Source organism: Acinetobacter sp. NIPH 817 (assembly GCF_000368405.1).
GTDB lineage: Bacteria > Pseudomonadota > Gammaproteobacteria > Pseudomonadales > Moraxellaceae > Acinetobacter.
This window is the reverse complement of the sequence record NZ_KB849424.1, coordinates 18,204-30,331: the sequence shown is the minus strand read 5'-3', so window position 1 is coordinate 30,331 and position 12,128 is coordinate 18,204. Positions and strand designations below refer to the sequence as shown.

Here is a 12,128-nt window from a genome sequence, read left to right as displayed (position 1 = left end):
TCACCAGCAAGCTAGGTCGGCTATATTACTCTTAATCTCTTAAAAGTCAACAGGTAATTTCGATATTTTTAAAACTTATTCTCAAAACCAACTTCTCATCAAATTCATCACTTAAAGCAACCAATCTAATTCCAAGTAACTGTTTTTCAACAAGTTCTTATCTGCATCACCGCCGATGGATGTGCATTATAGACCATTAAAAACCTTTGGCAACCCCTTTTTTAATTTAACATTACTACATGTTCGTTTTTTAGCCTTTTTGGTCAACTTTAGATGAGATATTAAACTTTTTTTACTTTATCAACTTCATGTAGAATAGATTATTCGTGCAATAGTTTGGCATTAACTCACCATGTGGCAGTTCGCTAAAAAAGTATTTGTTTGCATACTTGTAGTGTTTGCTACGAGTGGGCCGTGTTATGCCAATTCAAAACATAACTTCTATGTGCTTACTTTATCTATTCTAAGCTACAGTAAGTGGGAGAATGTAAATACTCCTACTCTTTGTATTATTGATAATCCCTCTATTACATCTACGTTTCAATCTTATATCCAGCAAATGTCTTATAATTATCGTGTTCAAACTGTAAACGCGAAAGATTTTGCTCGGTCACATTGTCAGGCTGTTTATTTTTCTACGACTTCGCCCCAACAACAACAAAGCCTTATTCAGAACTATCCTTACCGTTCGTTACTTTCTTTAAGCATTAATAATCCAGAGTGCGAAATTGGAAGTATTTTTTGTTTATATAATCAAAATAATTACACTACCTTTAAAGTTAATTTAGATGCTTTAAGTCACTCCAAAGTTCATATTGATCCGAGAGTATTGCTCTTGGCTAAGAATGCGGAGTAAGGATTATGATATCAAAGTTGTATCAGTCCACTTCATTGCATGCATTATTTAGAAAATCTCAATTTACTATTTTTGCAATTACTTTCTTTATCTGCTCTTTTACGTTTGTATCGATTTCTGTTTTTACAATGGAAACTTACGCCAAACAAAATTTGCAATTGCTTAGCCATACGCTACTAGAGCGGATTCAGCCTGCAGTTGTATTTAATGACAAAATTACGATTGAGCAAATTTTGAATGAATATACGAATGACCATTCAATTCGTACTATTCATATTTATGATTCAGAACATCATTTAATTGCACAAAGCTTTAAATTATCAAGTCAGACTTCAATTTTAGAGGGCTGGTTTGATCATTGGTTTCTGAATGAACCCGTTCATCTTACAATTTATCACCACGAGCAAAATGTAGGTGAACTCACGCTTTTTGGTAGTTCCGAAAAAATATTGCAGTTCCTCAAAATGATTATGGTAGGGCTGGCAATTGCGATGTTGTTTATTGTTTGCGCTTTGTGGTGGTCAGTAAATTTAACTTATCGTCAAATTATGCAGGCTATTTATCCACTTACGAATATTGCTCAAATTGTAAGTGAACAAAAAGCTTATAATCTTCGTTTTCCCTATAATCGAATTAAAGAATTTCAAGATTTAAATACCGTTTTTAATGAGTTACTTGAAGAAATTCAGATATGGGATAACCAGCTACAAAAGGAAAATCGTAAATTATCCTTTCAGGCTCACCATGATCAACTCACTTTATTGCCTAATAGACATTATTTTTATCAGATTCTCTTAGACATGTTTGAAGATAAGGGTTTTGATAACAAGTCTGCATTATTATTTATAGATAACAATAACTTCAAAGCAATTAATGATCAGTTTGGCCATTTAGCTGGAGATGAAGTTTTAAAAGAAATGGCGAATCGTCTGCAAACTCGTCTACGTCATCAAGATTTTATTGCACGATTAGGCGGCGACGAATTTGCTGTCATTTTGCATTCCATTAGTCATGCTGATCATTTAATATCTATTGCTGAAAATTTACTCGAAAGCTGTAAAGAACCTTTGCATCTGAATGGTCAAACGATTTACTTCAGTTTTAGTGTAGGTATTGCTTTATCACAATTTGCATCTAGCCCCGAAGATTTCATTATGCAAGCAGACCAAGCAATGTATAAGGCTAAAACTTCGGATGAACACTGGTTTATCTATAAACCTGAAAATTAAATTTAGGCTAATCTATGAATACAAGATCTCTAAAACTCTCCTTTATTGCATTGTTATGCATTACTCTTGCAGGGTGCCTGAGTTTTGGTCCATTAAAATATCGTCAGGTAAAATTGCTCAAAAAAGAAGGTTTCGTTCTTACTGATGAAGGATGGACTTTAGGTTTACCAGAACGTTTGTTATTTGACTTTAATAATGCAGAGTTAAAACAAAGTCATGAGGCAGAGTTAGTACGTCTAGCAAATCAATTGAATAAATATGACCTAAATAAATTAAAAATTGTAGGTCATACTGATGATGTTGGCGATGCTGCTTATAATCAAAAGCTGTCTGAAGAGCGTGCGCAAAGTGTAGCAAACCTTTTCTTAGCTCGTGGATTTAAGAAAGAAAATATCTACGTGATTGGTCGTGGTTCAACGCAACCTTATGTTCCAAATACAACCAATGAAAATCGTGCGATTAACAGACGTGTTGCTATTGTTGTTATTCCATAAGTAAGTTTAATTCATAAAAAAAGCCAATCCTCTGTGATTGGCTTTTTTATTTTAAACTAACTCAATAATATCAATGGTTGGCGGCACTCTAAAACGTAAAGGAATTCCGACCATTCCTGTGCCAACGGTAACAAAGACATCTGCATGTTCGTGAGAGTAAAATCCACGTTTGTGACCTAAAATTGATACTTTTTTCATAATATAGTTAGTCAGCCATGGGAGCTCCACCTGCCCTCCATGTGTGTGTCCTGATAACATTAATGGACGATTCGGTAATTTAGGCACCATATCGACCGTATCTGGATTATGAGACAAAATTAACCAAGGTTTGTCTTGGGGTAAATCTGGCATGGAACGCATATCGGTTTTTCCAGCCCAAAGATCACCAATACCAATCAGACGAAACTCTTCAAAATCAACGATCTTTCCTTCGATATCAACAACTTCATTATAAAATAAAGCATCTTTTAATAATTGTTGAATCGGTGGGCCAGGATATTGCTCATCATGATTTCCAGGAACAGAGTAAACAGGCGCCTGAATTTCTTTTAAAACACTTAACTCTTCAATTAGTCTATCTTCTGGTTCATATGTCCAGTCACCAGCGACTACGACTAAATCAGGTTGCTGCTCATTTAATTTTCTAACTATCGTTTTAAGCTGACGTTCATGTCCTGAAAATAAACCAATATGTAAATCTGCAATTAGGGCTACTTTGACTGGCTTATTAAAACTACGATCTGGATTTAAGCGATATTGATGAGTATCGACACGGACTAGATGAGGCTCAATAAATCGGGCATAAATTAAAACACCACTTAAGAAAAAGATAAAAATACCTTGATGAATTGAGTAGTAACCAATCCAAGCAGCATATAAATTAAAAAACCAGAGAGGAATAAGTAGATAAGAGAGATAAAATGCGAGTAAATGCACAAAAGCTTTAAATGGATGAATCGTCTCGGTCCGAGATTGATGAATCCAAGCCTCAGAAATTCCCCATAGAGCAAGTATTGAAAAAATAAAGTAAAAACAAAAAATAATTGAATTTGGATTCCACATTACGACTCTCGACTTATCTTCTATTGATTGCTAGTAATCAAATTCAATATTTATCTTTCAATATGCACGAATTATACTCTAGCTCACGTTATCGTATGTACTGATTATGGCACAATCCTCTCATTCCAAACAGCTTCAAACGAATCAACAAGCTAGAAGCTTTTTGATAAAAGCCTCTATAGTCCTATGTTCTAGTTTTGCTGTGGGTTTGACAGGATGTAGTACTCTGCCAAAACATGGTGTTGAGCCATTAGAATATGCAAATGATATCGATACATCAGAGACTTCACTTGCTCAAATTATTACTCCCTTACGTCAGCAAAACCCAAAGCTAACGGGTTACCACGTCTTAAATGATCCATTGGAGGCTCTAGCAGCCCGCCTAAGATTAATTGATAAAGCTGAAAAGACTTTAGATTTACAATATTACATTTGGGATAATGACAAAGTTGGAGCTTTAGCTTTACATGCCATTATTCGAGCAGCTGATCGCGGGGTAAAAGTCCGACTTCTTATTGATGACAATAATGCAAAAAAAATGGAAGGGATTTTACTCGCCCTTTCTCAGCACAAAAATATTGAAGTTAAGCTTTTTAACCCCTACCGTTTCCGCAAATATCGTGCGATGGATATGGTGCTTGATTTAAAACGTATCAATCGTCGCATGCACAATAAAAGTTTTATTGCCGACAATGAGGTTGCTCTTATTGGCGGACGTAACATGACCAATCAATATTATAATGTAAGCGATAGCTATCAATTTTCTGATGTTGACGTAATGTTGGTCGGTGCTGCTGTTGATGACATTGTGAATTCTTTTGATGACTACTGGAATCATGAATACGCCTATTCAGTTCAAAGTATTGTAAGTCCAGAGCAGCACCGTTTACGCTATGAAGGATTAAAAGAGCAACTCGAAGCTCACTACCAACAAGCAACTGTTCAAAACTTTTTAAATTTAACTGCAAAATCACATGCATTTGATAAATGGTTAAATCACAATATTCAATTCGACTGGGTTAAAGCAGAAGTCGTAAAAGACTCGCCTGATAAAATTAAATCGAAGGCAAAAAAAGAAGAGCACTTAAATTTCCAGTTAATTAACCATCTGGAAAAACCAGAAAGTAATGTAGATTTAATTTCAGCTTATTTTATTCCTGAAAAACAAGGCGCTAAAATTTTAAGCACGCTTGCTAAAGAAGGTGTGGAAGTACGCGTTCTAACTAACTCGTTTAAAGCAAATGATGTTGCTGTTGTACATGCATTTTATGGAAAGTACCGTAAAGAACTGCTTAAAAACGGCGTACAACTTTATGAGTTTTTACCTACACCAGATAAAAGAGATTTAAATAAAAATACAGATGAGCTTGCCACTAAAGCAAAAGTAAACATGAAAGGGTTAAGCCGCTCAAGCTTACATACTAAACTGATGGCATTAGATGAACAGGTTTTTATTGGCTCATTTAATTTTGATCCACGCTCAGCTTATTTAAATACTGAAATTGGCGTAATTTTAGATAGCCCGTCATTGGCTAAGACAATTCACCATACAATGGACGAAAATTTAAATAAATATGCTTATAAGTTAAAGCTCGACGCTAACAATCATATTTATTGGCAGCAAGAAACGCCTAATGGCCCTTTAATTTATAAACAAGAACCCGAGATGAAGTGGTGGCAAAAAGCAGGCATGAAATTTCTTTCATGGCTGCCACTTGAAGGCTTTATGTAATTAATTTTTTGGCTTAAGTACTTTTTGATGTAGTTGAGCCAAACCTTCTACCATTTTTTCTTGAACTTCACGCGTTAAACTCTTCACATCATGCCCTTCCACTGAAATTGGAGGTAAAGTTAATAGATGAGCAGTTACTTTTGGCATTTCAAGTACGCGTTGAATATGTTCAGCAAATGACATGTCGCCAATGAATGGCGCAACTGTATCTAATTGTCCATGACGGTTTACATAACAAATTAAACATACCTGTACTGGGCGTTGAGCCTCAATGGCAGCACCGAGCAAACGACCATGTACTTTCTTAACGGAATGTCCATCTGTAGTGGTCGCTTCAGGAAAAAACAGTACAGGAATATTTTGTTTTAAGAATTCGGTAATCTGCTCACGAATTTTAACGGAATCACCAGATCCACGCTTAATAAATAAAGTGCCGCCACCTTTAGCTAGATTGCCTAAAATAGGCCAATTTTCAATTTCAGCTTTAGCAAGAAAGAAAACACGAGCTCCTGAACCTAAAACAGCAACATCGAGCCAAGAAATATGATTACTTACCCATAAAGCAGGTTCTCTAGGAATTGTTCCGTGTACTTCTACATCTAAGTTGAAAACCTGACATAAACGGCGGCAAAAATATTGAACATAGCGTGTATTGACCAGATTATTAGGATCTTTATAAAGGCCGTGTCGATAAACTAAATAAAAACCTTCACTAATTGCAGCGGTAGCCGAAGTGACTTTTTTTCCGTACAAACCTATTTTTGATAATTTCTTTAACGTTGAATTAACTATACTTTGCGTTTGAGCCATAAAATTTCACTAACGATCAATCATTGTTATACCCATCTCGAGCATTCTATACGTTTCAGAATAAACTTGCATTGATGATAGAGAATGGGAAAAAAATAAATTCAGACACCTCTAACAGCATTTAACTAATCTAAAGGATAAGAACAAACGCTTTCCCCTTTTGCATAAGTTTCATCTAGAATAAAGTTTTCCCATTTTCAGGATTTACAACCACGTGGAATATGTTGATCGGCATCAAGGCGGTGAACGCACAATTTTAGTGAGTGTTTCAGTACAATTATTAGATGATCTGGATGCCGAAGAGTTTGCTCTACTTGCACAGTCTGCTGGTGCAGATATCCTTGAACATATTAAGGTTCAGCGAAATAAACCCAATCCTAAATTTTTTATTGGTTCAGGAAAAGTCGAAGAAATTGCAGAGCGAGTTCAGGAACTAGAAGCAAGTCTGGTGATTTTTGACCATGCTTTGTCACCCGCTCAAGAACGAAATTTAGAAAGAATATTAAAATGCCGAGTCATTGATCGTACAGGATTAATTTTAGATATTTTTGCCCTGCGTGCCCGTACGCATGAAGGTAAATTACAAGTGGAACTTGCACAGCTTAAACATTTATCTACCCGTCTTATTCGTGGTTGGTCAGCCGACTTTGAACAACAAAAAGGTGGTATTGGCTTACGTGGTCCCGGTGAAACACAACTAGAAACAGATCGTCGTCTCATTCGTGTACGTATTGCTCAATTAAAAGATAAATTAGAAAAGGTACATCAAACCCGTATACAAGGGCGTGCTGCAAGACAAAAGGCAGCCATTCCAACTGTGTCGTTAGTAGGCTATACCAATGCTGGCAAATCGACTCTATTTAATATTTTAGCGAAAAGTGATGTCTATGCAGCCGATCAACTGTTTGCAACACTCGACCCAACATTACGCCGTTTGGAATGGGATGGTATTGGTACTGTAGTGCTCGCAGATACGGTAGGTTTTGTACGAAACTTACAGCACGATTTAATTGAATCTTTCAAAGCAACACTTGAAGAAACCCTAGAAGCCACGCTTTTACTACATGTCATTGATAGTAATAGCCATGACATGCTTGATCAAATTGAAGCAGTTGAAAGCGTTTTAAAAGAGATTGGTGCAGATGCTCCAGTACTTCGGGTATACAACAAAATTGACCTGAGTGGTGAAGAAGCCAAAATTGTTTATGCCGAACCCCATGTACCAGATCGAGTTTATGTTTCTGCTCACGCTGGTCTTGGTTTAGAGTTACTTCAAAAAGCAGTACAAGAATGTTTAATGGGGCAAATTCAAAAGTTTTCTCTGATTCTTAAACCTGCTTATGGCAAATTTCGTACACAGCTTTATGCCTTAAATGTAATTGAGTCTGAACACTACGATGATGCAGGCTTATTACATATTGATGTACGTATTGCACCACATAAGCTGGAAAAGCTTATTCGCCAAGCAAAACTGCCCTTAGAAGAAATCTTGGGAGAACGTGCTAATCAATTTAAGCGACCATTGGAAGAGTTTGAAATCAAGGGCGAGATCAGTTAAAACTCGATAAGTAAACTTTTAGAGATAAAAAATATGGATAAGATCAAAAGTATAGACTGGACAGCATGGGTAGCAACATTACTACTCATTATTAGTTTTCGTGAAGGCTCTGTCATCGTCATGCGTGCTTTTGGTCATCCAGAATTAGGTAATCTGGTCGGGTTAATCAGCTTACTCACTGTTTTGATTATTTGGAGAAAGTTCAAAAAAATCCCACTCCGAATAGTCGATACGAATAATAAAATCATGAAAGAAAGTGGTTTTGCTTTTTTACCTGTTTGTGCTGGCTCCTTAATCATGTTGGTGCATATGGGTAAAGAAATTCCACTATTCCTTTTTGTTTTAGTGGTCAGCACCCTTATACCTTTGTGGGTCTATGCAAAAATGGCAAAACGTTGGTTATAAGGAGAATAAAATGTTTACGATTTTCTACGGTTTTTTGATCACACTTATTGGTTATCTATGTGCAAAACCTTTAAACCGACGCTTTCCACAAGTTCCACTTTTAGTTTTCGGCATGTTCATTGTCATTGCATTGCTTTCAATTTTACAAGTTCCTTATGAACAATATCGCCTTTATGTAAATGACTTATTTGGTCATCTATTAGGTTATGTCACAGTAGCCTTAGCTATTCCTTTAGCTGCAATGCGTTACGATGATCTACCAATTAAATCAGTCATTGGGATTTTACTTTTTGCAAGTATTAGCGCCGTTGCTTTGCCCATGGGTCTCGCTTACTTGTTACATATGTCTGAACCTACCATTCTTGCATTTGCAACCCGCGCGGTGACCACCCCAATCGCCTTAAATATCGCAACGTTATTGCATGCTCCTGAAACGCTGGTAACGCTTATTGTTATTTTATCTGGCGTTATTGGAGCAGCTTTTTCACCATTTTTACTTAAACATATTCATGATGAAAGAGCATCTGGATTAGCCTTAGGTTTAGCTGCACATGCCATAGGAACAGCGCAAGCTTGGCAACGCGGACCTGTTGCAGGTCGCTACGCTGCATTTGGTATGGCTTTAAACGGCGTATTTACTGCAATTTGGCTGCCAACATTAATGTTGTCACTTGGCACACCATAATTAAGAAGCCTATTAAATAAACATTGAACGGTATATCAATTCGAAATAAGATGACCTTTCAATGTTAAAAGGATTTTTAATCATGGGGAAAATTTTTATTGGAGCTCTGCTCTTACTGGGGATCAACACTGCTACATTTGCAGCAGACATTACAGGTCTTTGGCAAACAATTGATGATAAAACTGGTGCTCCCAAAGCACAGGTAGAAATACGAAAAGAAGCAAATGGGACATATGCCGGAAAGATTATCAAAGTTACACCACGCCCAGGTTATACTCCTAAAGAGATTTGTGATAACTGCCCTTCGCCGTATACCAATAAACCAATTATAGGATTGGATATTGCAACTGGCTTAAAACAAACAGATGATCTTAATTATACAGGTGGGAAAATTTTAGATCCTAATACTGGTAAAGTTTACGGGCTTAAAGCAAAACTCAGTGCAACTGGTAAACGTCTTCATATGCGTGGATATCTTGGCGTTTCAGCATTAGGCCGTAACCAAATTTGGTTACGCGTAGAATAAAAGTTAAAAATAAAAAAGCCGCTTATGCGGCTTTTTTATTACATCACTGGATTTTCAACAGCAAAGATTTCTTTGTCTTCAAGGCGATAAGCCATTAATTTTCTGCCCCAAACACAGCCACCATCAATATTCTGAATCTGATCATTAATGGTTCTGCCCTCGAGCGCAGCCCAATGACCAAAAATAATTTGATGAGTTTGTGCCGCTTTGCTCGGAAATTCAAACCAAGGTAAATAACCTTCTGGCATTGGCGCATCTAGAGCATCTTTAAAACTGAACTCTAAAGCCCCTTCTGCATTGGTTAAACGCATGCGGGTCAAATAATTAGTAATACAACGTAAACGAGCTGAACCCATTAAGTCGTCTTCCCACAAATCTGGTTTTGAACCATACATTTCTGCCAAAAAAGCGTCCAATACAGATAAGTCTTGATGTGAGAGTACTGCCTCAACTTCTTTTGCAAGCGTTGCAGTCTTTTGTGCATCCCAAATACAAGGTATACCTGCATGTGTAAGAATTGTGTGCTCGTTCGGGAATAAACATAAAGGTTGTTTACGCAACCAATCGATTAACTCATCGCCATCAATTGCATCAATAACATCCTGCGTGCGATCCTTTTCTTTAATCTCTTTTAAACCACGCGCACCAGCAACTAAAGTCAGATCATGATTACCAAGTACAGTTGCAGCTGCTCCGCGATCAGCAAGTTTTTTAACAAAACGTAAGGCACCTACTGAGTTTTCGCCACGAGCGACCAAATCACCAGCAAACCATAAAAAATCTTGGTCTGGATCAAAACGTATTTCTTTAAGTAAGGCTTTAAGAGCTTCAAAACACCCTTGTACATCGCCAATCACATAATTAAAACGTTTAGTCATTTATGCCACCATTTGATCAGCTAAAGCAACAAATTGAGCAAGTGTTAACGTTTCTGGACGAGCCATTGGATCAACGCCTGCTTTTTCAAAGCCATCTTCAGCAATCATTCCTTTTAGACTATTTCTTAGGGTTTTACGGCGTTGGGTAAATACATGAGCAACCAAACGAGCTAAAGCTTTTTCATCTTTTGCAACAATTGGTTTTTGTTCATATGGAACAAGGCGAAAAACAGCACTCGTCACTTTAGGTGGCGGATTAAATGCACCAGCTGGCACTTCAAATAAAAACGTAGGTTGGCAATAATATTGAATCATTACCGACAAGCGTCCATATTCTTTTGTGTTTGGTTCGGCAGTAATACGTTCAACCACCTCTTTTTGCAGCATAAAGTGCATGTCTTTAACTTTACTGCCAAATTCCAAGAGATGGAAAAGTAATGGAGTTGAAATGTTATAAGGTAAATTACCAACCACACGTAATGGTCGACCATCTTTTACCAGTTCGTTAAAGTCATATTTTAATGCATCAGCTTCAATAATAGTTAAACGTTCAGGATGCGGAACACGTTCTGGTAAGCCTGCCGCTAAATCACGATCTAGCTCAACCACTGTTAATGCATCACACTCTCCAATTAAAGGAGAAGTTAAAGCAGCCAAACCAGGTCCAATTTCAACAACATTTTCACCCGCACGCGGATTCACCGAGCGCACGATTTTGGCAATGACTCGCTGATCATGTAAGAAGTTTTGACCAAAACGTTTACGAGCTTTATGCCCTTCATCTTTCGGGTTTAGGGCATTAATTTGATACATATAACATTTCCAACATGAAAAATTTAGCTCGCTGCCAAAGATAACGCTAAATCGACAGCGACATTTAAACTTGAGCTTTTTGCCAAACCAGTCCCAGCCAAAGACAATGCCGTGCCATGATCGACCGAGGTTCGGATGAATGGCAAACCCAATGTAATATTGATGGCCTCACCAAACCCTTGTGATTTTAACACAGGTAAACCTTGATCATGGTACATAGCGAGTACAGCATCAGCATTTTTAAGATGCTCAGGGGTAAATAAGGTATCCGCAGGCAAACTTAGGCTCATTTTAATTCCTTGCGCTCGATAAGTTTCGAGTACCGGATTAATGGTATCAATCTCTTCACGGCCCAAATAACCATCTTCCCCCGCATGAGGATTTAAGCCACACACCAAGATGCGCGGATCAACAATCTTAAATTTAGTTTTTAAATCATGTATTAAAATATCAATGACTTGATGTAAACGCTCTTTGGTAATTGCATCGGCAACATCCCTTAAAGGCAAATGTGTAGTCGCTAAAGCAACACGCAGAGTCTTGGTTGCAAGCATCATGACAACGCGCTCAACCCCTGCAAATTCTTGATAGTATTCAGTGTGACCACTAAACAAAATGCCTGCATCATTAATGACCGATTTTTGCACTGGTGCCGTAGCTACCCCGACACTTTTGCCAGACATTGCATAATCAGCTGAACGGCGTAATTGTTCTAATACATAAGCCGCATTAGCTGAATTTAATTGGCCATCAACAACCACCGTTTCTAAAGGTACATGCTCTATATAAAGCTCACCAGAAGACGATGATTCAGCTTGTCCCGTATATTCTATTAATTGAATATCTACCCCTAGTTTCTGGGCACGTTGTTCTAATAAATTTTGGTCACCCAAAACAACAACAGGACGTTCATCAACTCGCTGAGCCAAGCTCAAGCAAATATCTGGACCAATACCAGCCGGCTCACCGGAAGTGACATATAAAGGCAGCACAATCACCCCAGACACATAACTAAAATTTGTTTGATTTTAACATATCCCACATTCATCGGTTTATGGATTAAATTATGTGGCTTAAACT

Annotated in this window: 13 protein-coding genes; 8 read left to right on the top strand and 5 right to left on the bottom strand. The window is 37.4% G+C overall.

The genetic code is table 11. The features are described 5' to 3' along the window. The first annotated feature begins 352 nt into the window (after positions 1-352). The 3 genes from F968_RS19325 to F968_RS19315 are packed head-to-tail and all read left to right on the top strand — an operon-like array spanning position 353 to position 2,579. Complete coding sequence (locus tag F968_RS19325) at positions 353-856, top strand: regulatory sequestration protein YfiR (protein WP_004796328.1); 504 nt, start codon at positions 353-355, stop codon at positions 854-856. 5 nt (positions 857-861) lie between these two features. Beyond that, complete coding sequence (locus F968_RS19320) at positions 862-2,085, top strand: diguanylate cyclase DgcN/YfiN (RefSeq protein ID WP_004796327.1); 1,224 nt, start codon at positions 862-864, stop codon at positions 2,083-2,085. 14 nt (positions 2,086-2,099) lie between these two features. Next, entirely contained in the window at positions 2,100-2,579 is a 480-nt protein-coding gene (locus F968_RS19315) for an outer membrane lipoprotein YfiB (protein ID WP_004796325.1), read from the top strand. Between the two features lie 51 nt (positions 2,580-2,630). Here F968_RS19315 and F968_RS19310 read toward each other — a convergent pair whose 3' ends face one another. After that, on the bottom strand, positions 2,631-3,641 hold the full coding sequence (locus F968_RS19310) for a metallophosphoesterase (protein WP_004796324.1): 1,011 nt from the start codon (positions 3,639-3,641) through the stop codon (positions 2,631-2,633). A 106-nt stretch (positions 3,642-3,747) separates the two neighbouring features. Between F968_RS19310 and F968_RS19305 the strand changes: the two genes are divergently transcribed. Further along, a complete protein-coding gene (locus tag F968_RS19305; protein ID WP_004796322.1) occupies positions 3,748-5,373 on the top strand; it encodes a phospholipase D family protein in 1,626 nt (541 codons plus the stop codon). Here F968_RS19305 and F968_RS19300 read toward each other — a convergent pair whose 3' ends face one another. Continuing rightward, positions 5,374-6,183 (bottom strand): lysophospholipid acyltransferase family protein, encoded by an 810-nt coding sequence (locus F968_RS19300; RefSeq protein ID WP_004796320.1) that lies wholly within the window; start codon positions 6,181-6,183, stop codon positions 5,374-5,376. Positions 6,184-6,397: 214 nt separating this feature from the next. On the opposite strand from F968_RS19300, the gene hflX reads away from it, so the two are divergent. From hflX to F968_RS19280, 4 genes are all read left to right on the top strand, one after another. Continuing rightward, positions 6,398-7,741, top strand: coding sequence for a ribosome rescue GTPase HflX (gene hflX, locus F968_RS19295; RefSeq protein WP_004796318.1), 1,344 nt, complete (start codon positions 6,398-6,400; stop codon positions 7,739-7,741). A gap of 33 nt (positions 7,742-7,774) precedes the next feature. Beyond that, positions 7,775-8,146, top strand: a complete 372-nt coding sequence (locus F968_RS19290; protein ID WP_004796317.1) for a hypothetical protein — start codon at positions 7,775-7,777, stop codon at positions 8,144-8,146. A gap of 10 nt (positions 8,147-8,156) precedes the next feature. Further along, positions 8,157-8,831 (top strand): LrgB family protein, encoded by a 675-nt coding sequence (locus F968_RS19285; RefSeq protein WP_004796315.1) that lies wholly within the window; start codon positions 8,157-8,159, stop codon positions 8,829-8,831. 82 nt (positions 8,832-8,913) lie between these two features. Next, entirely contained in the window at positions 8,914-9,357 is a 444-nt protein-coding gene (locus F968_RS19280) for a DUF2147 domain-containing protein (RefSeq protein ID WP_004796314.1), read from the top strand. A gap of 38 nt (positions 9,358-9,395) precedes the next feature. Here the strand turns inward: F968_RS19280 and F968_RS19275 are convergent, their stop codons facing one another. From F968_RS19275 to pdxA, 3 genes are read right to left on the bottom strand one after another with little or no spacing between them, the layout of a single operon-like run. After that, the gene (locus tag F968_RS19275; RefSeq protein ID WP_004796312.1) at positions 9,396-10,235 is read right to left on the bottom strand and encodes a symmetrical bis(5'-nucleosyl)-tetraphosphatase; all 840 of its coding nucleotides are present in this window, start codon (positions 10,233-10,235) and stop codon (positions 9,396-9,398) included. Next, positions 10,236-11,048 (bottom strand): 16S rRNA (adenine(1518)-N(6)/adenine(1519)-N(6))-dimethyltransferase RsmA, encoded by an 813-nt coding sequence (gene rsmA / locus F968_RS19270; RefSeq protein WP_004796309.1) that lies wholly within the window; start codon positions 11,046-11,048, stop codon positions 10,236-10,238. A gap of 23 nt (positions 11,049-11,071) precedes the next feature. Next, complete coding sequence (pdxA, locus tag F968_RS19265) at positions 11,072-12,055, bottom strand: 4-hydroxythreonine-4-phosphate dehydrogenase PdxA (RefSeq protein WP_004796307.1); 984 nt, start codon at positions 12,053-12,055, stop codon at positions 11,072-11,074. Between the last annotated feature and the right edge of the window lie 73 nt (positions 12,056-12,128).

Excerpts from the sequence above, each read along its gene's own strand:
- F968_RS19315 (WP_004796325.1), top strand. The coding sequence starts at position 2,100 with ATGAATACAAGATCTCTAAAACTCTCCTTTATTGCATTGTTATGCATT.
- F968_RS19305 (WP_004796322.1), top strand. The coding sequence starts at position 3,748 with ATGGCACAATCCTCTCATTCCAAACAGCTTCAAACGAATCAACAAGCT.
- F968_RS19285 (WP_004796315.1), top strand. The coding sequence starts at position 8,157 with ATGTTTACGATTTTCTACGGTTTTTTGATCACACTTATTGGTTATCTA.
- F968_RS19280 (WP_004796314.1), top strand. The coding sequence starts at position 8,914 with ATGGGGAAAATTTTTATTGGAGCTCTGCTCTTACTGGGGATCAACACT.
- F968_RS19290 (WP_004796317.1), top strand. The coding sequence starts at position 7,775 with ATGGATAAGATCAAAAGTATAGACTGGACAGCATGGGTAGCAACATTA.
- F968_RS19275 (WP_004796312.1), bottom strand. The coding sequence starts at position 10,235 with ATGACTAAACGTTTTAATTATGTGATTGGCGATGTACAAGGGTGTTTT.
- rsmA (WP_004796309.1), bottom strand. The coding sequence starts at position 11,048 with ATGTATCAAATTAATGCCCTAAACCCGAAAGATGAAGGGCATAAAGCT.
- F968_RS19325 (WP_004796328.1), top strand. The coding sequence starts at position 353 with ATGTGGCAGTTCGCTAAAAAAGTATTTGTTTGCATACTTGTAGTGTTT.
- F968_RS19320 (WP_004796327.1), top strand. The coding sequence starts at position 862 with ATGATATCAAAGTTGTATCAGTCCACTTCATTGCATGCATTATTTAGA.
- F968_RS19310 (WP_004796324.1), bottom strand. The coding sequence starts at position 3,641 with ATGTGGAATCCAAATTCAATTATTTTTTGTTTTTACTTTATTTTTTCA.
- F968_RS19300 (WP_004796320.1), bottom strand. The coding sequence starts at position 6,183 with ATGGCTCAAACGCAAAGTATAGTTAATTCAACGTTAAAGAAATTATCA.